This is a genomic window from Sphaerisporangium aureirubrum, assembly GCF_042658925.1.
GTDB lineage: Bacteria > Actinomycetota > Actinomycetes > Streptosporangiales > Streptosporangiaceae > Sphaerisporangium > Sphaerisporangium aureirubrum.
Genome location: NZ_JBHSRF010000025.1, coordinates 76792 through 101714 on the forward strand (window position 1 = coordinate 76792; position 24923 = coordinate 101714).

General features: G+C 71.4%; 23 protein-coding genes and 1 pseudogene. 10 read left to right on the plus strand and 14 right to left on the minus strand.

The window, feature by feature from the left end:
- Positions 1-40: 40 nt before the first annotated feature.
- A complete protein-coding gene (locus tag ACFP1K_RS18645; RefSeq protein ID WP_380754755.1) occupies positions 41-1135 on the minus strand; it encodes a substrate-binding domain-containing protein in 1095 nt (364 codons plus the stop codon).
- Positions 1136-1179: 44 nt separating this feature from the next.
- On the opposite strand from ACFP1K_RS18645, the gene ACFP1K_RS18650 reads away from it, so the two are divergent.
- Positions 1180-1611, plus strand: coding sequence for a MarR family winged helix-turn-helix transcriptional regulator (locus ACFP1K_RS18650; RefSeq protein ID WP_380754757.1), 432 nt, complete (start codon positions 1180-1182; stop codon positions 1609-1611).
- A gap of 74 nt (positions 1612-1685) precedes the next feature.
- Entirely contained in the window at positions 1686-3281 is a 1596-nt protein-coding gene (locus ACFP1K_RS18655; RefSeq protein WP_380754759.1) for an alkaline phosphatase D family protein, read from the plus strand.
- A 44-nt stretch (positions 3282-3325) separates the two neighbouring features.
- Here ACFP1K_RS18655 and rocD read toward each other — a convergent pair whose 3' ends face one another.
- From rocD to ACFP1K_RS18680, 5 genes are all read right to left on the minus strand, one after another.
- Complete coding sequence (rocD, locus tag ACFP1K_RS18660) at positions 3326-4564, minus strand: ornithine--oxo-acid transaminase (RefSeq protein WP_380754762.1); 1239 nt, start codon at positions 4562-4564, stop codon at positions 3326-3328.
- Complete coding sequence (gene ddaH, locus ACFP1K_RS18665) at positions 4561-5361, minus strand: dimethylargininase (RefSeq protein ID WP_380754765.1); 801 nt, start codon at positions 5359-5361, stop codon at positions 4561-4563. Before ddaH ends, rocD begins: the two co-directional genes overlap by 4 nt.
- Before the next feature lie 210 nt (positions 5362-5571).
- Positions 5572-6036 (minus strand): Lrp/AsnC family transcriptional regulator, encoded by a 465-nt coding sequence (locus tag ACFP1K_RS18670; protein ID WP_380754768.1) that lies wholly within the window; start codon positions 6034-6036, stop codon positions 5572-5574.
- Between the two features lie 76 nt (positions 6037-6112).
- A complete protein-coding gene (locus tag ACFP1K_RS18675) occupies positions 6113-6832 on the minus strand; it encodes a DUF5941 domain-containing protein (RefSeq protein WP_380754771.1) in 720 nt (239 codons plus the stop codon).
- Entirely contained in the window at positions 6829-8433 is a 1605-nt protein-coding gene (locus tag ACFP1K_RS18680) for a CDP-alcohol phosphatidyltransferase family protein (RefSeq protein ID WP_380754775.1), read from the minus strand. The genes ACFP1K_RS18675 and ACFP1K_RS18680 overlap by 4 nt, the downstream gene beginning before the upstream one ends.
- A 226-nt stretch (positions 8434-8659) precedes the next feature.
- On the opposite strand from ACFP1K_RS18680, the gene recO reads away from it, so the two are divergent.
- From recO to ACFP1K_RS18695, 3 genes are all read left to right on the plus strand, one after another.
- Positions 8660-9388 (plus strand): DNA repair protein RecO, encoded by a 729-nt coding sequence (recO, locus tag ACFP1K_RS18685; protein WP_380754818.1) that lies wholly within the window; start codon positions 8660-8662, stop codon positions 9386-9388.
- A 46-nt stretch (positions 9389-9434) separates the two neighbouring features.
- Positions 9435-10208 carry an isoprenyl transferase gene (locus tag ACFP1K_RS18690; protein WP_380754778.1) on the plus strand — a complete coding sequence of 258 codons (774 nt, stop codon included), beginning with the start codon at positions 9435-9437 and terminating at the stop codon, positions 10206-10208.
- A 119-nt stretch (positions 10209-10327) separates the two neighbouring features.
- Complete coding sequence (locus ACFP1K_RS18695) at positions 10328-11113, plus strand: hypothetical protein (protein WP_380754781.1); 786 nt, start codon at positions 10328-10330, stop codon at positions 11111-11113.
- 14 nt (positions 11114-11127) lie between these two features.
- Here the strand turns inward: ACFP1K_RS18695 and ACFP1K_RS18700 are convergent, their stop codons facing one another.
- A complete protein-coding gene (locus tag ACFP1K_RS18700; RefSeq protein WP_380754784.1) occupies positions 11128-12096 on the minus strand; it encodes a DUF5937 family protein in 969 nt (322 codons plus the stop codon).
- A 408-nt stretch (positions 12097-12504) separates the two neighbouring features.
- Between ACFP1K_RS18700 and ACFP1K_RS18705 the strand changes: the two genes are divergently transcribed.
- The 3 genes from ACFP1K_RS18705 to ACFP1K_RS18715 all read left to right on the plus strand — a co-directional run bounded on the left by ACFP1K_RS18705 (position 12505) and on the right by ACFP1K_RS18715 (position 16084).
- The gene (locus ACFP1K_RS18705) at positions 12505-13968 is read left to right on the plus strand and encodes a hypothetical protein (protein WP_380754786.1); all 1464 of its coding nucleotides are present in this window, start codon (positions 12505-12507) and stop codon (positions 13966-13968) included.
- Entirely contained in the window at positions 13965-15005 is a 1041-nt protein-coding gene (locus ACFP1K_RS18710) for a hypothetical protein (RefSeq protein ID WP_380754789.1), read from the plus strand. Before ACFP1K_RS18705 ends, ACFP1K_RS18710 begins: the two co-directional genes overlap by 4 nt.
- 416 nt (positions 15006-15421) lie before the next feature.
- The gene (locus ACFP1K_RS18715; protein ID WP_380754792.1) at positions 15422-16084 is read left to right on the plus strand and encodes a hypothetical protein; all 663 of its coding nucleotides are present in this window, start codon (positions 15422-15424) and stop codon (positions 16082-16084) included.
- Positions 16085-17086: 1002 nt separating this feature from the next.
- Here the strand turns inward: ACFP1K_RS18715 and ACFP1K_RS18720 are convergent.
- Entirely contained in the window at positions 17087-17236 is a 150-nt protein-coding gene (locus tag ACFP1K_RS18720; protein WP_380754796.1) for a hypothetical protein, read from the minus strand.
- 942 nt (positions 17237-18178) lie between these two features.
- Between ACFP1K_RS18720 and ACFP1K_RS18725 the strand changes: the two genes are divergently transcribed.
- Entirely contained in the window at positions 18179-18808 is a 630-nt protein-coding gene (locus ACFP1K_RS18725; protein ID WP_380754799.1) for a DUF899 domain-containing protein, read from the plus strand.
- A gap of 166 nt (positions 18809-18974) precedes the next feature.
- On the opposite strand, the pseudogene ACFP1K_RS18730 reads toward ACFP1K_RS18725, so the two are convergent.
- The 6 genes and pseudogenes from ACFP1K_RS18730 to ACFP1K_RS18755 all read right to left on the minus strand — a co-directional run.
- Positions 18975-19091, minus strand: a pseudogene (locus tag ACFP1K_RS18730) (CGNR zinc finger domain-containing protein); the annotation flags it as partial.
- Between the two features lie 174 nt (positions 19092-19265).
- Positions 19266-19820: a CGNR zinc finger domain-containing protein gene (locus ACFP1K_RS18735; RefSeq protein WP_380754803.1), complete on the minus strand. Its 555-nt coding sequence runs from the start codon at positions 19818-19820 to the stop codon at positions 19266-19268.
- 155 nt (positions 19821-19975) lie between these two features.
- The gene (locus tag ACFP1K_RS18740) at positions 19976-20632 is read right to left on the minus strand and encodes a class I SAM-dependent methyltransferase (protein WP_380754805.1); all 657 of its coding nucleotides are present in this window, start codon (positions 20630-20632) and stop codon (positions 19976-19978) included.
- A gap of 34 nt (positions 20633-20666) precedes the next feature.
- Positions 20667-21008, minus strand: a complete 342-nt coding sequence (locus ACFP1K_RS18745; RefSeq protein ID WP_380754808.1) for a winged helix-turn-helix transcriptional regulator — start codon at positions 21006-21008, stop codon at positions 20667-20669.
- Between the two features lie 17 nt (positions 21009-21025).
- The gene (locus tag ACFP1K_RS18750) at positions 21026-21607 is read right to left on the minus strand and encodes an NADPH-dependent FMN reductase (RefSeq protein ID WP_380754810.1); all 582 of its coding nucleotides are present in this window, start codon (positions 21605-21607) and stop codon (positions 21026-21028) included.
- Between the two features lie 174 nt (positions 21608-21781).
- A complete protein-coding gene (locus ACFP1K_RS18755; protein ID WP_380754812.1) occupies positions 21782-22810 on the minus strand; it encodes a LacI family DNA-binding transcriptional regulator in 1029 nt (342 codons plus the stop codon).
- A gap of 175 nt (positions 22811-22985) precedes the next feature.
- Here ACFP1K_RS18755 and ACFP1K_RS18760 point away from each other — a divergent pair.
- The coding region (locus ACFP1K_RS18760) for a glycoside hydrolase family 9 protein (RefSeq protein WP_380754823.1) at positions 22986-24923 on the plus strand (1938 nt) is incomplete at its 3' end.

Below are 24923 nucleotides of genomic sequence, written 5' to 3' on the forward strand. Positions count from 1 at the left end.
CTCTTGAAAGATTTACACGCGAGTGACAATGCCCCCCGGATCAGGCCGAGGTGACCACGTCGAAGTCCAGCCCGTCGGCCCGCCCGACGTACACCCGCTGCCGCACCTCCCGGCCGGTCAGCGTGAGCAGGCCCCGCCCGGTGACGACGGTGGTGCCGTCCGCGATCGCCTCCACGGCGGGCACGGCCAGCGAGCCGGCGCGCCGGGCCAGCGCCGCGACCATCCGCACGCCCTCGTAGCAGCCGTGCCCGTGCGCGTTGAGCAGCGGGGCGTCCGGCCCGAACATCCGGGTGTACCTCTCGACCAGCCCGAGCCCCGCGTCGGTGGCGACGCTGCCGAAGTACCCCATCGCGGCGTACAGCTCGCCGGTGGTGTCGCCGCCGATGGCGAGCAGCCCGTGCTCCTCCAGGGCCCCGCACAGCCGCGGCAACGCCAGCCCGTACGCGGTGAACGCCCGGTTGAAGGCGATCAGGTCGCTGCCGATCAGGTTGAGCAGCACCGCGTCCGGCCGCAGCGCGGCCACCTCGCGCACCAGCGGCCCCATGTCGGCCGTGCCGGACGGCACCAGCCGCTCACCGGCCACCGTCGCCCCGCGTTCGCGCAGGTGGGCCCGCGCGGAAGCGTGCACCAGGCGCGGCCACACGTAGTCGTTGCCGATCAGGAACCACCGCCGGGCACGCCGATGGGCCACCAGCCAGTCCAGCCCCGGCCCCACCTGCCGCGACGCGGGCTCGCCGAGGAAGTACACCCCGGAGGGCCGCCTGCCGCCCTCGTACGGCGGGGTGTAGACGAACGGCGCGGCGCCGCGCACCGCGCGCTCCACCATGACCCGCACGTCGCTGGCGTGCGTGCCGACCAGCGCCTGCACCGCCCCGGCCCGCACCAGCCCGGCGACCTCCCCGGCGACCAGTGCGGGGTCGCGGCCGCCGTCGATCAGGACCAGCTCCACCGGCCTGCCGAGCGCGCCCCCCTCGGCGTTGACCTCGGCGGCGGCCAGCACCGCGCAGTTGATGGCGCACGGCCCGAGCATGCCGAGGACCCCGGAGACCGGCACGACCAGGCCGACACGCAGCGTGCCGGCCTGGAGCAGGTGTGCTTCCAGGGGATCGATGACCATCGTGACGTGCTCGGCCACGCGCAAGAGTATCCTCCTTGCTCACGCCCGGACGAAGGGAGCCCATGGTGGTGACGGGACTCGGCTCTTCCCTGGCGTATCTCCTGAGCCGCGCCGAGCGCAGCGTCAACCGCGCCCTGGCGGCGGCCCTGGCCGCCGAGGACGTCACCGTCGACCAGTGGCGCATCCTCCAGGCCCTCGCCGACGGCCGCGGCCACTCCATGGGCGAGCTGGCCGAGGCGGTCCTGATGCCCCACCCCACGCTGACCAAGGCCGTGGACCGCCTGGTGGACCGCGCCCTGGTCTACCGGGGGCACGATCCGGCCGACCGGCGAAAGGTGGCGGTATTCCTGGCATCCCGGGGCAGTGACCTCCTCGGCCGCCTGGAGGCGGGGATCGCCGAGCACCACCGGGTCATCCTGGCCGGGTACGGGGCGGCCCGCACCGAGCGGCTGATGCGCGACCTGGAGGAACTCGTCCGTTCCCTGGACGGGTGATCCGTCGCCGGGAATACGCATAAGGTGCGTAACGCTGCTCGGCAGTGCATGACCGTGCTCGACAAGGAGGTTCCGTGCCCGAGTTGCTTGTGGGCCCGATGCTGCGTTACGCCGACGAGGACGGCTCGTCCGTCTGGGTGGAGACGAGCTCCCCGTGCGAGGTGGCCGTCGTGGTGAACGGCGTCCGCGCCACCGCCCGCACCTTCACCGTGCACGGCCACCACTACGCCGTCACCGAGGTGGGGGAGACCGGTGAGTACACCGTCGAGCTGGACGGCGACCAGGTCTGGCCCCTGGACGACTTCCCGCCGAGCCGCATCCGGCCGGTCACCGACCTGCGCCAGGTGGCGTTCGGCTCCTGCCGCACCACCGTGCCGCACGACGAGGCGCACGAGGCCACCCACGGCGTGGACGTGCTGCGCGAGTACGGCAAGCGGCTGATGGAGGGCGAGGACCCGGTCGACCTGCTGCTGTTCCTCGGCGACCAGGTGTACGCCGACGAGCTGTCGGCCGAGATGCTCGCCTTCATCCGGGCCAGGCGCGACGACGGCCCCGACGAGATCGTGGACTTCGACGAGTACGCCGAGCTGTACCGGCAGGCGTGGACCGAGCCGCTGGTCCGCTGGGTGCTGTCCGTGGTGCCCACCGCGATGATCTTCGACGACCACGACGTGCGCGACGACTGGAACACCTCGGCCACCTGGCGGCGCGAGATCGCCCAGGTGCCCTGGTGGAGCAGCCGCGTGGTGGCCGCGCTCGGCGCGTACTGGATCTACCAGCACATCGGCAACCTGTCCCCGTCCGAGCGCGAGGCCGACCCGACGTACGCGAAGATCACCGCGGGCGACGTGGACGGCGGCGCGACCCTGGACGAGTTCGCCGCGCTGGCGGACGCCGACCCCTCGTCCAACCGGTGGAGCTACAGCCGGGACGTCGGCCACAACCGGCTGATCATGCTGGACACCCGGTGCGCCCGCCGGCTCGACCCCGACCGGCGCAGCATGGTGGACGACGCGGAGTGGGAGTGGTTCGCCGAGCGCGCCACCGGCGACGTGGACCACCTGCTCATCGGCTCGTCGGTGCCGGTGTTCCTGCCGAGCGGCATCTTCGACGTGGAGAGCTGGAACGAGGCCGTCGCGGGCGGCGCGTGGGGGCGCAGGGCCGCGCTGGTGGCCGAGAGGATCCGCCAGGCCATCGACCTGGAGCACTGGGGCGCATTCCGCAAGTCGTTCGACCGCCTGGGGTCCCTGCTGATCGACATCTCCGCCGGACGGCGCGGCCGGGCGCCCGCCACGATCGTGCTGCTGTCCGGCGACGTGCACTACTCCTACCTGGCGGCGGCCACGTCCGCCACCGGCGACCTGAACCACGCCCGCATCTACCAGGCGGTCTGCTCGCCCATCCGCAACCCGCTGAGCCGCGTGGTGCGGTTCGCCAACGTGGTCGGGCAGTTCGGCGTCGCCACCCTGGTCGGCGGGCTGCTGGCCCGCACGGCGCGGCTGCCCCGGCGGGCCTTCCGCTGGAAGATCACCGACGGGCCGTGGTTCCCCAACGTGCTGGCGACCCTGGACCTGGACGGACGGTCCGCCGCGGTCCGCTGGCACACCGCCCGCCCGCTCTACGAGAAGCTGGTCGAGATCCCCCTCACCGCGCCTCCCATGTCACGCTGACCGCCGGCGCGCCGGGCCGTTCAGCCTGCCGTCCCGCCGGGCCGTCAGTGGGCCGTCCCGGCGAGCTCCGCCAGGGCGTCGATCAGGCGGTCGGCCGCCCAGTGCAGGTCCTCCGCCGAGACGACCAGCGGCGGGGCCAGGCGGATGGTGGAGCCGTGGGTGTCCTTGGCGAGCACGCCGTGGCGCAGCAGGATCTCGCAGACCTGGCGGCCGGTGCCGAGCGTGGGGTCGATGTCCACGCCCGCCCACAGGCCGCGCCCGCGCACCGCGACCACGCCGTGGCCGCCCTGCCCGGCCGGGCCGATCAGGGCGCGCAGCCGCTCGTGCAGCACCGCGCCGAGTTCCCGAGCCCTGGCCTGGTACTCGCCGGTCCGCAGCAGCTCCACGACGGTGTGGCCGACCGCGCAGGCCAGCGGGTTGCCGCCGAACGTCGAGCCGTGCTGCCCCGGCTTGATCACGCCGAGCACGTCCGCGTCCGCCACCACCGCCGAGACCGGGACCACGCCGCCGCCGAGCGCCTTGCCCAGGACGTACATGTCCGGCACGACGCCCTCGTGGTCGCAGGCGAAGGTGTCACCGGTGCGGCCGAGGCCGGACTGGATCTCGTCCGCGATGAGCAGCACGTCGTTCTCGGTGCAGATGTCGCGGACCTGCCGCAGGTAGCCGTCCGGCGGCACCAGCACGCCCGCCTCGCCCTGGATCGGCTCCAGCAGCACCGCCACGGTGTCGGCGTCGATGGCCTCGTGGATCGCCTCCGCCGAGCCGTACTTCACGATGCGGAAGCCCGGCGTGGCGGGCCCGAAGCCGTCCCGGGCGTCGGGATCGGTGGAGAAGCTCACGATGGTGGTGGTGCGGCCGTGGAAGTTGTCCTCCATGACCACGATGTTGGCCTTGTCCGGGCGCACGCCCTTGACCTCGTAGCCCCACTTGCGGGCCACCTTGATCGCGGTCTCCACCGCCTCGGCTCCGGTGTTCATCGGCAGGACCATGTCCTTGCCGCACAGCGCCGCCAGGCCCTCGCAGAAGCCGGCGAACCGGTCGTGGAAGAAGGCCCTGCTGGTCAGGGTGACCCGCCTGAGCTGGTCCTCGGCGGCCTTGAGGATCTCCTCGTTGCCGTGCCCGAAGTTCAGCGACGAGTACCCGGCCAGGCAGTCGAGGTACCGCCTGCCCTCCACGTCGGTGACCCAGGCGCCGCGCGCCTCGCGGACCACCACGGGCAGCGGGTGGTAGTTGTGCGCGCTGTGCCGTTCCGCGCGCTCGATCAGGTCGCCCGTCACGCTCATGGCCGGATCTCCAGTGTGCAGCACTTGGGCCCGCCGCCGGCCTTGCGCAACTCGCTAAGGTCGACGGGGATGACGTTGAGCCCACGGCGCTTCAGCTCCAGGGCCAGCTCGCCGGCCTCCATGTTGACCACGACGTTCTCGCCGTCGCTGACCGCGTTCAGGCCGAGCACGGCGGCGTCCTCGGCCGAGGCGAGGACCGCGTCGGGGAACATCCGCCGCAGCACCTCACGGCTCCCCGCCGAGAACGCCCCCGGGTAGTACGCCACGTTGCGCCCGTCGAGGGGGAACAGCGCCGTGTCCAGGTGGTAGTACCGGGGATCGGTCAGCCGCAGGGTCACCACCGGCCGACCGAGGAACTCCTGCGCCTCCTGATGCGCCGCGACCGCCGTGCGGAACCCGGTCCCGGCCAGGATCACCTCGTCCAGCGTGAGGAAGTCCCCTTCCCCTTCGTTGGTCTCCGTCGCGGCCAGCCTCGTGGCGTATCCGTTCCGCTCGAACCACTCCAGGTACGCCGGCCCCTCCGCCGCCCTCTCCGCCGTGGCGAACCGCGCCCCGTAGACCCGTCCGCCGACCACCAGGGCCCCGTTGGCCGCGAACACCATGTCCGGCAGCCCGTCGACGGGATCGATCAGGCTGACCTGATGCCCGAGCTCCTCGTACGCGTCCTTCAGCCGTTCCCACTGACGCACCGCCGTGGCGGCGTCGGCCCCCGCGGCGGGGTCCATCCAGGGGTTGATCGCGTACTCGACCGCGAAGAACTCGGGTCGGCACATCAGGAAATGCCGGCTGGGCGCCATGTATCACTCCGTCGGAAGCCATCGGAAATCCGCTGGTCAGGGATGGCTACAGCCTAAGAACGGGGATACGGGCTAGCCAGCCGCGCACCTTGCGCCTCATCTGCGATCGATTGCGTCCACACCGGCCGCGACGGCGATCCGTTGCGCCGAGACGGCCTCGTCACGCCCCTGTCACAGGCCCGACACACGGCCTGCCACCCGGCCGGGTGGTCACTGGGTCGGGGCGCCGTCGCGGACGTGCGGGGTGTCGATCAGGCGGGACAGGACGATGGCGCTCTTGGTGCGGACCACGAACGGCTCGGAGGCGATGCGCTCGATCACCTGCTCGACGTGCCGCACGTCCCTGGCGCGGATGTGCAGCAGGGCGTCGGCCTCGCCGGTGATCGTGCAGGCGGAGACCACCTCGGGGTGGCGGGACACGGCCAGGCCGATCTCGGTGGGGGAGGTCTTGCCGCGGCAGAACAGCTCGACGTAGGCCTCGGTGGTCCAGCCGAGGGCGGACGGCTCGACCCGCGCGGTGAAGCCGGTGATGGCGCCACTGCTGAGCAGACGGTCGACGCGGCGCTTCACGGCAGGCGCCGACAGTCCGATTTGATTGCCTATTTCGGCATATGTTGAACGAGCGTCGTCGACCAGGGCCTTGACGATCGCACGGTCCAGCGCATCCAGCTCCACGCTGACCTGTATACAGCCCTGTGGCGTGGCACCGGGACGCCCGGGTGCCACGCCACAGCGGAGCGAGTCGCGGAGACTACTGCTTCTCGGCGTCGCCCGTCGCCTGCTCCATGGCGTCCTCCGGCGAGGCCTCCAGGTCGTCCCCGGCCTGGGCCAGCGCCGACTCCTTGTCCAGCCGCAGCCAGCTGGTCACGCTCTCGAACGCGAACAGCACGCCGAGGTAGAGGGTCAGGGCCCCGGCCACCCAGGTGAGCAGCCCCAACGCCGCCCCCGCCCCGAGCAGCAGCAGCCGCACCTCCCAGCCGAGCCCGGCCTGGAACACCCACGGCGCGGGCCAGATGCTCTGCCGCGTGCGGTACACCGTGTCGTAGGTGTGGTACCCCACCACGTAGATCAGCGCGAACAGCAGCCACTTCGGCGTGTCCGCCGCCAGCCCGAGCAGCATGACGACCGCGAACTCGGTGCCGCGGATCAGCGGCGGCACCAGCCAGTCGAACCGCCCGAGGTGGTCGCGCGGCGCCGTCGGGATCACCAGCACCGCCATGACCAGCGCCGGCAGGAGCATGACCCACCCCGTGCCGGGGTCCAGCACGCCGGTGAGGCCGATCACCACGACGGCGACCAGGGCGACCAGCGTGGCGGGCACCGGCGGCAGCCCGGGCCCGATGCGGTCGCGGACCGCGGCCACCAGCGGGCCGTCGTCACGGTAGGCGAGCAGGCGGGCCGTCTGGACCCGCCGCCGCTCCTCGTCGGGGTCGGGGAGCGGCACGGAGGCGGTCTGCGGGTGAGTGATCATGCGAGCGACCTCGTCAGACGTCCGGTGAGCGTGTAGAGCGCGGCGATGCCGCCCCAGATCAAGAGCGTGAGGAACGTGACCCGGGGCTCGAACACGGCCGCGGTGATCGCGATGACGGCGAACCGCTCGCCGATCGGGAAGACGATCATCTTACGCGCCCAGTGGACGGCGCGGAACCGCCCCGCCTGGGACCAGAGCCGCAGCAGGCTGCGCACGGTCGTCGTCTTGCTCGTCTTGCGCTTGCTCAGCTCCTCGCGCAGCGGCCGGTCGTCCACGACGTTCAGCGCCAGCGTGGGCAGCGGCGCGGGCGGCTTGCGCCGGTTGGCCGCGCCGAACGAGAAGTCCAGCAGGTGGCGCACCGACTGCAGCGCCAGGGCGATCAGCGCCAGTGTCCACACGTCACCCTGACCGGCGACGGTCGCGCCCACCGCCAGGCCCGCGAAGACGATGTATTCCTTGGCGCGGTCGAACGTCGCGTCCAGCCAGGCGCCGAGCACGCCGAACTTGCGGGCGTACCGGGCGACCTGGCCGTCCACGCAGTCGAACACGAACGCGAAGTAGATCAGCACGCCGCCCGCGACCCACCCGGCCCGGTTGCCGGTGGCGAACGCCAGCGCCGCCAGCACGCCGAGCGCGATGGAGATCATCGTGACCTGGTTGGGCGTCAGGCCGCGCCGCGCCGCCCAGCGGGCGATGAAGCGGGAGTAGGTGCTGACGAAGTAGGTGGTGAAGAAGCCGTCGGCGCCCTTGACCGCGTTGTTCAGCCGGGCGCGGTCCTCGTCGTACCCGGACATGGCCAGCGTGGCGGCGTCCGCGTCCTCCTGGGTGGCGACCCGGGTGAAGAAGAGGTCCCGCCGGCCGCGCAGGCCCATCGAGACGCCCCGGCGCACCAGGCCGAGCACCAGCAGCTGCACGAGGTCGTCCTCGGGGCCGAACAGGTGGGCCATGTCCGCCAGCTCACGGGCCGCCTCCGCCAGCGTCGCGGCGTGGCGCTGGTGCAGGTGGAGGGGGCCGAGCGCCACGGCGTTCGGCCGGGTGACCGCGTGGTACGCCGAACCGGCCGACACGACGCGCGAACGGCCCGCGCGCAGGCGGACCGGCAGGCCCTCGTGGAGCCTCTGGCCGATCTCGGGTTCGGCCTCCTCGATCGGGACGGCCTCCTCCCGGGCCGACTCGTTGTCGCCGTTGTCGCCGTTCTCTCCGTTGTCTTCCCCCTCGCGCGGCTCCTTGGCGATCAGTGCCAGGGCGCCCCGCTTGCTCTTGGTGATCTGGTAGATCAGCTCGTCGTGCGTGACGGAGCACGCGGGGATGATGAAGAGGTTCTCCGTCGCCTGTTCGGCGGCGTCGGCAAGCGCTCTCAGGTCCCCGGCGAGATCGGGCGACTCCACCACCCGGCCGGGGTACGCGCGAAAGTCGCCGGCGTCGCCCGGGCGGGCGATGGCGAGCGGCTCGGCGTCCATCGAGGTGAGCTGGCCGTACAACCGGCCTAGCACGGTGGGTGATCCGGGCAGCGATGTCAGCGCCAGGCGGGCGGGCGGGACGGGCGGCTCGGCGGAACCGATCGGGCCGGGCGAGGAGCCCAGCAGGACCACGCGGGTCATGTCACCCTTTCAGGCTGGGGTGCAGAGGCGGTAGGCGAGCGAGGGGGGTGTCGCCGCAGGGGGGAAAGTTTAGTGACTGTTCTCACGCGCGACGTCATCGGGAATCCACCGAGACACATTCGTCGCATATCGGCAGCCACATCGATCCACTCCGCACCACGCCGTTGTCGTGGGCTGTCGACAGGTGACCGCACGGCGCGGGCCGTCGCCTCTCTAGACTGGCATGGTGAACCTCTACCGCGACGAGGGCGTCGTGCTGCGCACCCAGAAGCTGGGTGAGGCCGACCGTATCGTCACGGTGCTCACCAAGCGCACCGGCAAGGTACGCGGCGTCGCCAAGGGCGTGCGCCGCACCACCTCCCGGTTCGGCGCCCGGCTCGAGCCGTTCACCCACGTCGACCTGCAGATCCACGTCGGCCGCTCGCTCGACGTGATCACCCAGGCCGAGACGCTCCGGCCGTACGGCGAGGCCCTGGTGAGCGACTACCCCCGCTACACCGCGGGCGTCGCCATGCTGGAGACCGCCGACCGGCTCACCGTCGGCGAGAAGGAGCCCAACCTGCGGCAGTTCCTGCTGCTGGTCGGCGGGCTGCGCACCCTCGCCGACCGGGGCCACGAGGCCAGGCTCGTCCTGGACGCCTACTTCCTGCGCTCCCTGGCCGTCGCCGGGTACGCCCCCGCGCTCGACTCGTGCGCCCGGTGCGACACCCCGGCGATCCGGGCGTTCGCCATCGCCGCGGGCGGCGTGGTGTGCGGCGGATGCCGGCCCCCGGGCGCCGCGGTGCCCGCCGCCGAGACGATCGGGCTCATGATCGCCCTGATCCGCGGCGACTGGGCCGCCGCCGACGCCTCCGAGTCCCGCCACCGCACCGAGTGCAGCGGCCTCGTGGCCGCCTACCTCCAGTGGCACCTGGAGCACGGCATCCGCTCCCTGCGCCACGTCGAGCGCGTCTGAGTCCCGTTTCCCGAGTTCCGCCACACATCCAGGAGAGAGCCGCACCGTGAACGTCCGTCCGCCCGCCACCCACCCGTCCGGGGCCGTCCCCCCGCCGATCCCCCGCGACCTGCTCCCCAAGCACGTCGCGATCGTCATGGACGGCAACGGCCGCTGGGCCAAGGCGCGCGGCCTCCCGAGGACCGAAGGCCACAAGGCGGGCGAGTCCTCCCTTTTCGACGTCATCGAAGGCGCCATCGAGATCGGCATCCCCAACCTCTCCGCCTACGCCTTCTCCACCGAGAACTGGCGCCGCTCGCCGGAGGAGGTCCGCTTCCTCATGGGCTTCAACCGCGACGTCATCCGCCGCCGCCGCGACGAGCTGAACGCCATGGGCGTGCGCATCCGCTGGGCCGGCCGCCCCGGCCGCCTCTGGAAGAGCGTCATCGGCGAACTCCAGGACGCCGAGGAGATGACCAAGAACAACCGCACCATCACCCTGCAGTTCTGCGTCAACTACGGCGGCCGCGCCGAGATCATCGATGCCGCCACCAGCCTCGCCAAGGACATCGCCGCCGGCCGCGTGAAGCCCGACAAGGTGACCGAACGCACCTTCGCCCGCTACCTGGACGAGCCCGACATCCCCGATGTCGACCTCTTCATCCGCAGCTCCGGCGAGCAACGAATCTCCAACTTCCTGCTCTGGCAATCCGCCTACGCCGAAATGGTGTTCCTCAACCAGCTCTGGCCGGACTTCGACCGCCGAGACCTCTGGCAGGCCTGCGAAATCTACGCCAAACGCGACCGCCGTTACGGCGGCGCTCTGCCCAACCTCTCCTGACCCGGATTCCGGACCTGAGATAACGGTCAGGCGGAAATACCTGGTCGTCCCGTGTCGTCATCACATTCCGATATGAGCGGTTGATCGCTGTTCGACCGGTGACCTATAGTCCGGGACTCGTGCGGACAAAATTGACGATCATCGTGGTGGCCGGGCTTCTGGGCTCGCTTTTCCTCTCGGGGGCGGAGGCCTCCGCGGGGGCGTACCCGGTCAGGGACGCGCCGGTCCTCACGTCCAACAAGTTGTACAAGAGCGGTGTCCTTCCCCGTTTCTCCTGCAAGCAGGGGGCGCTCAGCACGGAGAACACCAAGGCGGCCGTGAAAACGCTGAAGGCGCTCTGGGGGTGCCTGAACAAGGGGTGGGGCGCTTATTTCGGCAAGGCGGGGCTGGATTTCAAGCCCGCCAAGTTGACCGTCATCACCAAGGGGCGGCGGTTCTGCGGTGACAAGTGGGAGAAGACGCAGGCCGCGTCGTACTGCGAGGAGAACTCCACCGCCGCGATCCTGGCGGACAAGTACTACCTCAAGGTCCGTGAGATCTACCATTTCCAGCTCGCCGCGAGCCTCTACGGGCGTCATGTGCAGGAGCTCACCGGAATCGGCGACGGCTTCCAGACCGTCGACTACTCCACACGGCCCGAGCTGAACGAGCTGTACCGCCGGTACTCCCTTCAGGCGTACTGCCTCGGCGGGGTGTTCCTCGGGGCAGTCTGGAAGACCGCGGCCCGTGACGCGGAGAGCTGGCCAGCGCTGCTGGACCTGATGAGAATCAACGGGGACGAGGGGAAGAAGCCCGGCAAGGAAGGCAGAGGCAAGAGCATCGTCCGCTGGCTGGACAGGGGCTACAAGTCCAGGAACCCGCGCTCGTGCAACACCTGGACCGCCTCGTCCGGGCTTGTGGCCTGACGGCGGCGGGGACGTCAGCGGGCGTCGCGGAGCAGGGCGTCGCCGGCCCGGGTGCGCCGGTACTGCACCGCGGGCCCGAGGCGCATGCGGCTCACCAGGTCGGCGTCGAGCAGCACGCTCAGGTGGTACGACACCGTCGAGGGGGCCAGCCGGTGGCGCCGGCTCAGCTCGGTGGTCGAGCGGGACGAGCCGAGGTCGCGCAGGATCGCGGCCCGGCTCGTGCCGATCAGGCCAGACAGCGCGGCGTCCGCCTTCGGCGCGGCGGCGGGCCCGCCCGCCGGGTAGGCGATGAACGCGTCCAGGGGGTCGCACACCTGCACGTGCAGGTTGGGCCATCCGAGCAGCGACGGCGACAGGACCAGCTCGCTGTCACTCAGGTCGCTGGCCCCGTCGTACGGCTTGACGATGCGCATCTCCTCGGGGCCCCAGTCGAGGTCGGGGTGCAGGGACTCCAGCACGTGGCCCACCCCGCGCGTGGCCATCAGATGCGCCCGCGCCGCCACGTCCGCCGCCAGCCGTTCCGCCAGCGCCTTGTGCTGGTCGGCGAGCGCCGTCAGCCAGAAACGGCGCAGGCCGTCGGCGGCTCGCCGGGCGAACGTGCCGTTCTCCATGACGCGCCGGACGCCGTCCGGCATGCCCCCGTTCGGGTAGCGCTCCTCCAGCAGCTGCTCCGCCGTCGTCTCCCGGGGCGTCTGGCTGATGACGTCGAGCTGCCCGGCGAGCACGCGTTCCCACGGGCCCGCGGCGGGCCGCGGCGTCAGCATGTCCAGGACGTAGCCCAGCGGGCCCGGCGGCATCACCGCCGCGATCAGGGCGACGTCCGGGTCGCGTAACGCGTACCGGGCGGAGGCGCCCGCCATGCCGAGCACCGGGTGGCGCCGGTTGGCGGCGGTGAGGCGCAGCCAGGAGGTGATCTCGAACGCCGGAGAGGGCGCGATCCTGGTGCGGGCCAGGCCGGAAACGTCGAACTTAACGGTAATCATGAGGCACTGTAAATCACTTTCGAGCCTGATCGAATCTGTACCGGGCGGCCTGTCGCGGTGATTCACTGTGAGCGCCGGCACGACCTCTCCGGGGCGGAACGGACGTCCTCCCGGGGCCGGTCGCGGAGCCTCGCCCGACACCGTTCCCGCACGTGGACCCCAGGAGCCCGCACGGTTCCGCCAGTCCTGTCCGATGGCGTTCCCCTTCCCCAACGGCCACGCCCGCCCCGGAGCGCGGCGTGGAATGAACCGGTGATTCGGAAAGGAGAAGATCCAATGGTCAAGCACTACTTCAAGTACGCGCTCAGCACCCTCACCGCTGCCATGTTCGTCTTCAGCACCTGATCCACCGATCGCCCGGGGCCGCTCGCAGTGCGGCCCCGGGCGTCCGCAACGGAGGTCCAGCCGATGTTCGCCAGCGCCGTGAGCCAGCTCCGGTACGCCGCCGGGCTGCTGCGTGGCGACCGGATGCCCGTCGAGAGCCTGGCCCGCATCGCCCGTGACCTGGTGGCCACGATCAGGGAGTTCGGCGAGCCCGGCGAGGGGTCGGCGCTGCTGCCCGGACAACAGGGCGCCACCGACCCGGAGGTACGCCGCACCGTGCTGACACGGGGGCTGCGGCTTACCGCGCGGCGCGCCGCCACCCGCACCGCGTACTACCAGGCGATGTTCGCCGGCCTCGGCGTGCGGCCGCAGGAACTGACCCTGGAATCCTGGACGGCGCTCCCGGTCACCCCGAAGGCGGCGCTGCGCGGCATGCCGGCGGCCTTCGTGGCGGCCGGCGTCGAGCCGGCGCTGCTCGCCCTGACGACCGGCACCAGCGGCACCCCGACGCACGTCTGGCTCAGCCGGCGTGAGGTGGACATGATGGTGGCGCTGAACACGATCTCGGCGGTGCTCGGCCAGCGACTGCGCCCCGGGCACGTGCTCGCCTACGCCGGTTCCTCGCGCGGCACGATCCCCGTGCTCTGCGTCAGCACCGCGGTGATGGCGGTCGGCGCCACGTTCGTGCAACTCGGCACCCTCGACCCGGAGGTCACCCTGGAGCGGCTGGCGGCTCCGCTGCCGCTGCCCGGTCCGGCGCGCCAGATCACCCATCTGACCGTGAACACCTCCTACCTCGCCGCGCTGGTCTCCGCGGCCGAGCAGGGGGGCTGGTGTGCGGCCGACTTCGGGCTGCTGTCGCTTCAGTCCGGGGGAGAGGTGCTCAGCGACGCGCTGCGCGTGCGCGCGCGGCGGGTGTTCGGCGTCGAGCCCGAGACCGGGTACGTGCTGACCGAGTCGATGCCCGCCGGCGCGCGGCTCTGCTCCGCCGGGCACCTGCACCACAGCACCGAGTTCGCCCACGTGGAGGTGCTCGACCCGGTGACGTACCGGCCGGTGGCGCCGGGCGAGACGGGGAGCCTCGTGGTGACCCCGCTGCTGCCGTACCGGGAGTGCACGCTCCTGCTGCGGTACGCCACCGGCGATCTGGTCCGCCGGCTCGGCGCCTCGCCCGCCTGTGAGCTGGCCGCGATCCCGGCGACGTCGGACATCCTCGGCCGCTACGACGGGCCGCTGAGCCTCGCGGTGCCGCGCAGGGAGGTGCTGGAGATCCTGGACGCCGAGCCGGATGTCGCCCTCCCCGCCAGGTACGCCCTCGTGCCCGAGCCGGGTGGCCCCTTGCTGCACGTCCTGGCCCGGCACCGGTCCTCCCGGCTGTCGGCGCGGCTGGAGGAGGCCGCCGCCGCCCGCGGGCTGCCCCTCGGCGGGATCGTCCTCCACGAGGACCTGGACGCCATGCCCCCCACCCCGCCCTTGCGCGCCGACCTCCGCGAGCACTCGTTCGACCGGCACCCCGCGGCGCCCGTACCCGCCGGAGCGCGTCCGTGACCGGTCCCTCGCCGCTGCTGTCGGCGGCCATGGTCGCCCTGGTCGCCGTGCTGATCGCGGTCGCCGCGGCCTACTGCGCGCGGTACCGGCTGCCCCGCCCGCCGGTCGGCACCTACACCTACCCCGACATGGTCGTCATCTTCGCCGTCGTGGTGGTGGCGCCGCTCGCCTACCTCCATCTGCCCGGCCCCGTCGTCGCCGGGGTGTTCGGGCTGGTGCTGCTGTCGGCGGTCCAGCTGGCCCTGGCGCCCCTCGTCGGCGGGCGCCGCGCGTGGGCCGTCTCGGCGGTGCTCTGCCTGGCCACCGGGGCGGCGGCGCTCACCGGCGCGACCGTCGCGGTCACGGTCCTGACCGACTGCATGCTGGCGGCGGGCGTCGTCGCCGTCACAAGCCTCTGGTCGCAGAGCGGCATGCGCGCCGGTCACGTCGCGCTGTTCGCGGCGCTGCTCACCGTCTACGACCTGGTGGCCACGGTGGCCACCACGGTCATGACCCGGTTCTTCGCCGAGGTGCGCGGGCTGCCGTTCGCCCCGCTGCTGGTCCTCGGCGACGGGCCGGTGCCGGTCGCCGTCGGCCTCGGCGACCTGATGATGCTGGTGCTGTTCCCGCTCGTCGCGCGGCGCTCCTTCGGCCGCACCGCGGGCCTGGTGGCCGCGCTGGCCGGCGTCGCCGTCACCGCCGCGCTCTCCGCGTTGTTCGCCCGGGGCGTCCTCACCGAAGGCGTGCCGCTGCTCACGGTCCTCGGCCCCGTCGTCGTCGCGCAGTACGTGTTGTGGCGCGCCACCGGCCACCGCGAGCGCCGTACCGCGGAACGGGAGTCCCCGGCACCGCCCGCCCTCACCCCCGACCCGGCGCTGACGGCGGCACTGGCCGCCCCGCCCCGCGACGAGCCGTGGGTCGCCGTGTCCGGGGGCCGCGTCGTCGGCACGGGCGCGACCCCTGGTCTCGCCCGCCGCTCGGCCCGCGAGAACGGCTGCCCGGCGCTGCCGTCGGTGCACGCGGGCGGCGACCTGAGCCCGGCCCGGCCCGCTTCCTAACAAACCGAGCCTCATTCGGTAATGTATTTTTCATGCGTATTTACCCCTAGGGGTCTCGCGAACGGATTGGATTCACCAGGCCCTAAGTTTGGTTGTGAGGGCCCGTTTGCTCAACTCTTGAGCTGACTAAAGATATGTCGGCTGTAAAAGAGTGTTATTGTCCGTTCGCAGCGTTTCCGGCCGGGCCTGGCAGGGGCGAATGTCCACTTTCCGCGGCCTGGGCCGGATCGCCTGTGCTCGTTGTACGGAAGCCGCTCTCCCGGCAGCGTCATATTCGATCACGTGGGTATCCGTTGACGCGAATTAATGGCGTCCGATTTACCGTGCTCAGTTCACCGTATATCGACAACCGAGATGGGCCAGAGATGGACACAAGGAAGACACGGATCAGCGCACACCTGGCATACGATCCCGCCGTGAGCGGCGGGTTCAGGGCCGCCGATCTCTTCGACCCTCGCGACACCGGCGTAATGGGCCTGCTCAGAGGCGCGATCCGGCCGCAGCGGCTGCTCTCGACCGTCCTCGGGTTCTACCGCACGCGGCTGGCCTGGGTGGCCCTGCTCATCACCACGGTCATCCTGGCGTACGGCGGCGGCGCGATCATGTTCTGGTACCACGGCATCTACCTCGGCGAAGGCGGCCCGGCGATCAGCCACTGGCTGCACTGGCTGCTGGACTCCACGGCCGGCTTCATCGGCCTGGCCCCCGCGCTCGCCGTCATCCTGCCGCTCGCCACCGTAGCCTCGGTGGCGCCGAGCGGTTCGCAGGCGGCACGCACGGTCCGCCCGGTGCTGTACGTGGCCATCGGCGGCGCCATGTTCGCGCTCGTCACCGCTCCGGGCCCGTTCATGCACGACCTGCTGGTGGGCCGCGGCACCTGGCTCGCCGACACGGTCAGCAAGCTCTGGGGAACCGGCCAGGTCCTGCCGTCGACCGCCGCCCCCGTCAGCGTGCCCATGGAAATGGCCCGCCAGGTCGCAGTGGGCCTGCCGACCTACATCCTCCTCATGGCCGTCGCCCTCTTCGCCGTCCGCGCTTTCGTACGCCGCAACCCCTCCCTCTCCGGATCGAGTATGTGAGTCCCAGCAAAAAGCCGGCCGAGTGACGCACTGAACCGGTATTGCGACACGACGCCAAAAACGAGCCGACGAAAATCAAGCGCCGACCGCCTCACCTCACATGTTCCAATCGGCTCACGACCCGGGTGCAGCCCCCAAAACCGCCTCGCGCCACAAAAAAGCCGAAGCCAGGATCACCGACGGGGACCAACACAGGGCCGGGCCCGCCACAAATACAGCGGACCCGGCCCCACCCATGCACAAAAACTCCCCCCACCCCCAACCCAACAACCGCCCCCACCCCACAGCCAAAACCCCCGCCACCTCCGGCCCGTCCCCCCGGCCCGTCCCCCCGGCCCGTCCCCCCGGCCCGTCCCACCCCCGGCCCGCAGGCGTGCGGTCTCTCTCCGGCGCCGAGGCGGCGGGACGTGGTGCGGCGAGTCCGGCGCCGTCGTACGGCGGACAACCCCGGGTGTGTGCCCGCCGATGAAATGGTCCTTGCGAAGGGCGCGCTTCGCGCGGGGAGCCGCAAGGGCTGTGCTTATGCGGGGGGACCCCCGCACCCCCGGGTCCTGCCGGGCGCACCGTGCTCCACCGGCGACACGTTCCGGGCCTTTCCTGCCGTTCTGACCCTCTGCAGGTGAGCGGTCTCTCTGGCTCCGAGATGGTGGGACGTGGTGCGGCGAGTCCGGCGCCGTCGTACGGCGGACAACCCCGGGTGTGTGCCCGCCGATGAAATGGTCCTTGCGAAGGGCGCGCTTCGCGCGGGGAGCCGCAAGGGCTGTGCTTATGCGGGGGGACCCCCGCACCCCCGGGTCCTGCCGGGCGCACCGTGCTCCACCGGCGACACGTTCCGGTCCAGGCCTCCGGCGTACAGCTCCCGGTTCCGGTCGCACTCCTTGGATTCTGCCGCCCCTGGCGCCCTGCCCGCCCGCACAGCCCGGAGAACGTCGTGTTTACCGGCACGGAATCTCTCGTCGCGACTCGGCAACAGGTATCCCGGAAATACAGCGATGATCCAGTTCATCTGGCGCGCAGCATCCGCAGGACGACCTCGTCGACGATGCTCATGACGCTGGCCGTGCTCGCGGCCCTGACAGGGTCAGACTGGCGCCCGGCCGCTCCGCTGAGATCGCCGCCGCCGGCGGCGGCTGCGCGAAGGGGGGTACCCATCGGAACGCCGCACGGGTTTGGGCGGGCAATGATGGACGAGCTGGGAGCGAGAAACGGGTGGGCTCGTCCACGCCAGGTTGTACGGGTCTTGATCTTGTTGATTCCTGTGCTGTGGTCGTCCCGGAGGCTGTCGCGGGGAAGGACCGCTGGCTGGAGGGCTGGTTCGCCGCCGTAGCACGGCGCCGGATTCGCCGTACCACGTCCCGCTGCCTCGGCGCCGCTGCACAGACCCCCAATGGGGCGACGAGAACCGGGGACTGTACGCCGGGGGCGTGGACCGCAGTGGATCTGGGGGCGTGCACCGCAACGCATCACGGTGGAGCACGGTGCGCCCGGCAGGCTCGGGGGTGCGGGGGTGTCCCCCGCATGGGAACAGCCCTTGCGCCGTTCGCGCGAAGCGCGTCCTTTGCGAGGACCGTTTCACCGACGAGCACACACGTCGGGGTGTCCGCCATGACCGGAGTGGACCTGGGGGCGTGGACCGGAGTGGGTCTGGGGGCGTGGCTGCAACGCATCACGGTGGAGTACGGTGCGCCTGGCAGGCTCGGGGGTGCGGGGGTGTCCCCCGCATAGGAACAGCCCTTGCGGCTTCGCGCGAAGCGCGTTCTTTGCGAGGACCGTTTCAGCGACGAGCACACACGTCGGGGTTTCCGTAATGAGGCGGCGACGGATAGAAGTACGACTCACCTGCGGGCGATGGGGCGTGCGGGGGGCGTGGCTGGGCGGACGGAGGGCTGAGAGCGGGCGCCGCGGCGTCGGCCGGGCTGCTACTGCTGACCGGCACCGGGCTGACCCTGGGGAAGATCTCCGGGGGTGGCCGCGTTCACCCCCGGCCTCGACCTGGTCTATGTGAGCTTCTTCACGAGGATCACGAATACCTGGCGATCCTCCAACCTGAGGTCACTGACGCTTTTTGTCGGTCCTCGCCGCAACAATGGCCGCATGGAGAAACCTAAGATCGTTTCGGCAGGGGAATGGCAGCAGGCGCGGGACGAGTTGCTCAAGGCCGAGAAGGAAGCCACCCGTGCTCAGGACGCGCTGGCCGCCCGGCGCCGGCGGCTGCCCATGGTCGAGTTCGGCCATGACTACGTCTTCGACACCCCCAGCGGGCCGAAGACCCTGCTCGACCTCTTCGAGGGTCGTGACGAGCTGGTCGTCTACCAGTTCATGGACAACGGCCCGGACCACTACTGCCCCGGCTGCACGGCGTTCACCGACAACGTCCCCCCGACCGCCCTGCCCGCGTTCGCGGACCGGGGTATCACCTGGGTGACCGTCTCCAACATGCCGCTGGCCCAGATCGAGGAGTACAAGGCGAAGAAGGGCTGGACGCTTCCGTTCGTGTCCTCCCGTGGGACGACCTTCGCCGAGGACTCCGGTGCCGGTGGCGGCTTCATGCTCTCCGTCTTCCTCCGCGACGGCGACCACGTCTACCGCACCTACAACACCACCTCCCGCGGCGTGGACCGCCTGGTCTTCACCAACAGCATCTTCGACCTGACCCCTTACGGCCGCATGCAGGACTGGGAGGACTCCCCGGCCGGCTGGCCGCAGCACCCGACCTACGGCTAGGGAGAACAACCGGCGACGGTCACCCCCGCGCCCGGCGGCGTGACCCATGCCGGTGCCGCGGAGGGCGGCCGGTGCCGGTCGTGGGGGGGCAGGCGCGGTGCCGGCGTGGGGGCTTCAGGCGCGGCGGCGGGCGTTGGGGGTCAGGCGTGGTGCCGGGCGTGGGGCGCTAGGCGCGGCGGCGGGCGCGGTAGGCGGCGACGTGCATGCGGTTGCCGCAGGTGCGGCTGTCGCAGTAGACGCGGGAGCGGTTGCGGGACTCGTCCACGAAGACCTTCGCGCAGTCGGGGGCGGTGCAGGGGAGGCGTTCCCCATGGCGGTCGTGGGGGCCTCAGGCGTGGTGCCGGTCGTGGGGGGCAGGCGTGGTGCTGGGCGAGGGGGGTCAGGGGCGGCGGCGGTCGTGGGGCGTTAGGTGCGGCGGCGGGGGTGGGGCGTTAGGTGCGGCGGTGGGGGTGGGGGGTTAGGTGCGGCGGCGGGCGCGGTAGGCGGCGACGTGCATGCGGTTGCCGCAGGTGCGGCTGTCGCAGTAGACGCGGGAGCGGTTGCGGGACTCGTCTACGAAGACCTTCGCGCAGTCGGGGGCTGTGCAGGTGCGGAGGCGTTCCCATTCGCCCTGGACCAGCAGGTGGGCCAGGGCCACGCCGCAGTCGGCGGCCAGGTGTTCCACCAAAGAGGCGCCGGGGCCGAAGTAGTGGACGTGGAGGGGGTAGCCGTCGTGTTCGGTCAGGCGGGCGGTGATGCGGGTGCGGCTCAGGTGGAGGTTGACGCGGTCCACGGCCGCGGCGGGGCCGGGGGAGGTGAAGATCGAGTAGAAGGTGCTCCGCAGGCTCCGGACCTGGTCCAGGTCGGCGGGGTGGACCTCGGCCACGCCGCTCACCTTGTGGCGGCGGACGTAGGCCTCCAGGTCGTCCAGGGTGACGAGGGCGTCGGTGCCGTCCGACGAGGTCTCGGGGGCGGTGTTGATCAGGTCGGCGACGGCGGCTAGGGAGCACGCCATGTCATGCCCGAATGGCATCCGCATCTCCGATGACCCGGTGGACTCATGTGACCGATCCCGGTAGCCGACCGGACCCACGAAACACCGTCCGCTCCGGCTCCCGGTCCAGAAAGCGTATCTCCTCCCGACCCCGAAAGGTCACCGCGAGAACACTCATCGGCGCCGGACGTCCCTCAGCGGAACGCCTTTATCACCAGGGCCGGTGGGATGGGGCTGTCGTGCGGCTCGGACACCCGGTCGATGCTCAGGCCGGCGTCGACGAACGCGTTGATCAGGTCGGGCAGCGGCACGTGGCTCATGCCCACCCGGTCCCGGACGCTGCCCTCGGGCCACCACGGCGCGCGCTCGTGCCAGCCCCCGGTCCGGTACGTGGGATGGACGACCACGGCGCCGTCCTGGCGGCGCTCGACGTGCGGGCCGTTGAAGCAGGGGTGCACACCGTAGAACAGCAGCAGGCCGCCGGGGAGCAGCACCCGGGCCGCCTCCCGCACCAGGCCGGCGAAGTCGCCGACGTCGGTGGAGACCCAGAGCGCGGTGACGGCGGCGAACGCGCCCGTGGCGAACGGGAGCGTCGTCGCGTCGGCCTGGACGAGGGGGGCACGGTCCCTGCGGCGGGCCAGACGCAGCTGGTCGGCCGAGCGGTCGACGCCGACGACGGTGCGGCCGGTGGATCGGATGGCGTCGAGGTACAGGCCGGTGCCGCAGCCGATGTCGAGGCACAGGCCCTCCCCGGGGCCGAGCAGATCGGCTGTCCGGGCGGCGTTCGCGGCGGCGAAGGGGCCGTTGAAGTCGTCGTACCACTCGGCATGGCCGTCGTAGCGTGCGGTCACGGTCCATTCGTACAACGAGATCCGTCGTGGCGCGTCAGTCCTCGGGAGCGGCTCCGGCGGGCAGGGGGATCCACTTGTGGGACCAGGTGATGAGGGCGTCCAGGACGGGGGCCAGGTCGAGGCCCTTTTCCGTGAGGTGGTACTCGACCTGGACCGGGGTGGTGGGCAGGACGGTGCGCGTGATGAGGGATTCGGATTCGAGGGTGCGGAGGCGGGAGGCGAGCATGGTGTCGCTCACGCCGGGGATGGCTTCCTTGATCTGGGCGAAGCGGTGCGAGCCGGTGAAGACGGCGCGCAGGATGGCGCCGGTCCAGCGGGCGCCGACCAGCTCGATCGCGACGTGGAAGCGGGCGCAGACCTCGTGAATCTCGGACATAGGGGGTCTTTCGGTCCTCAGGTGGGCTGGTGCGTGCCGCGGAGGGGGCGGAGGGCGTCGCTCACGCGCTTCAACTCGTCGAACATGGCCTTCGCGGAGGAGATCATGACGTCGTTGGGGGAGAGGCTACCGTCCTCGGCGATGAACTGGTGGACGAAGGGCACGGAGACGGCCTCGAACACGGGGGTCATGCGGAGGGTGGTGACCACCTGCTTGATCATCTGGGCCGCGCGGGTGCCCGCGGAGATGCCGCCGTAGCTGACCAGGCCGACCGGCTTGTACGCCCACTCGTGGTGCAGGAAGTCGATGGCGTTCTTCAGGGGAGCGCTGTAGCCGTAGTTGTACTCCGGCATGACGAACACGAACGCGTCCGCCCCGGCGACCTTGGCGCTCCAGTCCTTGGTGTGCTGGTGGGTGTAGGTCCGCAGCCGGGGGTGGTGCGGCTCGTCCATGAACGGCAGGCCCAGCTCGGCGAGGTCGACCACTTCGATCTCCTCGAAACCGCCGTGCGTACCGGCCGCCTCCTCGATCCAGCGGGTGACGGGCAGGCCGACGCGGCCGGGACGGGTGCTCGCCAGGATGATCTGGAGCTTGGCCATATCTGAACTCCTTGCCTGCCGGTCACGGGGGGCGGCCCCCGTCACCGGCCGAGAGATAACTAAGAAAACCTGAGCGACTCAGGGTAACTTAGCAACCGGGGTGGAGTATTCCCTGCACGGGCCCGCCCGCCGGGCGAGGAGATCGCCGAGGCCGGGATCGGGGGACGTGACGGGTCAGGACGGCGGCGCGGTGCTGGCGCGGAGCGTCAGGCTGGTGGCGAGCTCGATGCGGTGGTGGGAGGGCGCGCCGCCGGCGGCGAGGGTCATCACCAGCTCGGCGGCGGTGGCGCCCATCTTCGCCAGGGGCTGGTGCACCGTGGTCATCGGCGGGTCGGCCCACTGGGCGAGCGGCAGGTCGTCGAAGCCCACGATGCTCAGGTCGCCGGGGACGCTCAGCCCGGCGCGCAGGGCGGCCTGGTAGACGCCGAGGGCCTGCAGGTCGTTGGCCGCGAAGATCGCGGTGGGCCGGCCGGGCAGGGCGAGCAGGGCCTCGGCCTCGGCGCGGGCGGGCTCGACGTAGAGGCCTCCGGTGCACAGGAAGCGGGGGTCGACCGGCACGCCGGCCGCGTCCATGGCCGCGCGGTAGCCGTCCTGACGGGCGCGGCAGCACATCAGGTCCCCCGGGCCGTTGATCATGGCGATCCGGCGGTGCCCGAGTTCCAGCAGGTGGCGGGTGGCCGACAGGCCGCCGTTCCAGTTCGTCGCCCCGACCGAGGGCACGCGGTGGTGCGGCTCGCCGTACGGGTCGAGGGCGATCAGCGGGATGGCCCGGCTGGCGAGCCGCTCGTGCTCCCAGTCGCCGAGATCGGCGGACACGGCGATCACTCCGGCGGGGCGGCGGGCGAGCACCTGGTCGATCCACTCGGAGTGCGGGGAGTGCCGCCCGTGCATGTCGGTGAGCGCCACCGTCATGCCGTACGACTGCACGACCCGCTCGACGCCACGGATGATCTCCAGGGCCCACAGGCTGTCCAGGGCCTGGAAGAGCACCTCCACCATGGCGGTGGGCTCGGCGCTGACCGGACGCCGGTGCCAGCCGTGCTGCCTGATCAGGTCTTCCACGCGGCGGCGGGTGGCGGTCGACACGCCGGGATGCCCGTTGATCACCTTGGAGACCGTGGGGGCGGAGACCCCGGCCAGCTCGGCGATGCGAGCGACCGTGATCTCTTGGCGACGACGCGGCCCGGTCTGACTACCCGTCACAGGCGAGAGTGTACGCACCCGAACGAATGGTTCGTGAAATATACAGAAGCATTCGTCCGATGATCGGCGCCGAGCTGCGGAAACGTCCGCACCGCCGCGCGCGGGGTGTTCTCCGGCGGCACCCGCCCCCATGATTCGGGCCACGCACCCCAAACCACCGGAGGTCGGAGAAGTGATGACATCGAGGTGGGCACGCCGGCCCTGGACGGCGCTGTCCCTGGCGCTGGCCGTCGCCGTGGCGTCCTTCGCCGCCGGGAGCATGGCGGGCGCGGCCCACGCCGTCGTACGCCCGCCGCTCGGCCAGAACATCAAGGTCAACCAGGTCGCGTACGCGCCGGGCGTGGCCAAGCAGGCGACCGTGGTCAGCGGTACGGGCTCGCCGCTGACCTGGAACCTGCTCGACGGCGCCGACCAGGTGGTGGCGAGCGGCACCACGACCGTCTTCGGCCAGGACGCGCCGTCGGGGGACAACGTCCACAAGATCGACTTCTCGTCGTACGCCGGCTCGGGCACCAACTACGTGCTCACCGTCGGCAACGAGGCGAGCCAGCCGTTCGACATCGGCACCACGGCCTGGAAGAGGCTGCCGTTCGACGCGCTGGCGTTCTTCTACCACCAGCGCAGTGGCATCGCCATCGACGCGCAGTACGTGGGGAACCAGTACGCCCGGCCCGCCGGCCACCTCAACGTGTCGCCCAACCGCGGCGACAACAGCGTGCCCTGCCGGACGAGCTGCGGGTACTCCCTGGACGTGCGCGGCGGCTGGTACGACGCGGGCGACCACGGCAAGTACGTCATCAACGGCGGCATGTCCGCCTGGCAGCTCGCCTCGATCTACGAGCGGGCCAAGTACGCGCCGGGGGCGAGCCTCACGGCGTTCGGCGACGGCACCATGGCCATCCCGGAGCGGGCCAACGGCGTGCCCGACGTGCTCGACGAGGCGCGCTGGGAGATCGACTTCATCCTGAAGATGCAGGTGCCGGACGGCCGCCCTCAGGCGGGCATGGCCCACCACAAGATGCACGACCAGGCGTGGACCAGCCTGCCGACCCGGCCGGACCAGGACTCCCAGCCCCGGCTGCTGTCGGCGCCCAGCACCGCCGCGACGCTCAACCTCGCCGCGGTGGGCGCCCAGTGCGCGCGCCTCTGGGCGACCATCGACGCGGCCTTCGCCACCCGCTGCCTCACCGCGGCGGAGAAGGCGTACACCGCGGCCAAGGCCAACCCGTCGGTGTTCGCGCCGACCACCGACGACCAGGGCGGCGGGTCGTACGTGGACAACAAGGTCACCGACGAGTTCTACTGGGCCGCGGCCGAGCTGTTCGCCACCACGGGCAAGCAGGCGTACCGGACCGACCTCACCGGGTCCTCCCTCTACTACGGCCGCAGCTTCACCAGGGAGGGCGCGCAGTGGGGGGAGGTCGGGTCGCTCGGCGACATCACCCTCGCGCTCGTCCCCAACGGGCTGACGTCGACCATCGGGCAGCAGCTGCGTGACCGGTTCGTCGCCAACGCGGGGGACCTTCTGAGCGTGATGGGCGGCCAGGGGTACCCGGTGCCGTTCGCGCCGACGGGCGGCGGGTACATCTGGGGCTCCAACAACCTGATCCTCAACAACGCGGTGCTGCTCGCGCTCGCGTACGACTTCACCCAGCAGGAGCGCTTCCGCAGCGGGGTGTTCGAGACGATGGCGTACGAGTTCGGGCGCAACCCGCTCGGGCAGTCCTACGTGACCGGGTACGGCGACAAGCCCTCCCGCAACGTCCACCACCGCTTCTGGGCCAACCAGCTGAACTCCTCCCTGCCCATCGCGCCGCCCGGGGCCCTCGCGGGCGGCCCGAACAGCGGTTTGCAGGACCCGGTGGCCCAGCAGCGGCTCAGCGGGTGCCGTCCGCAGAAGTGCTACCTGGACGACATCGACGCGTGGTCGGTGAACGAGGTGGCGGTCAACTGGAACGCGGTGCTCGCCTGGGTGGCCGCCTGGACCGCCGAAAAGTCCGGAACCACCCCCACGCCGACTCCGACGCCGACCCCCACGCCGACTCCCACCCCCACGCCTACGCCGACTCCCACCCCGACCCCCACCCCCACGCCTACGCCGACTCCCACCCCC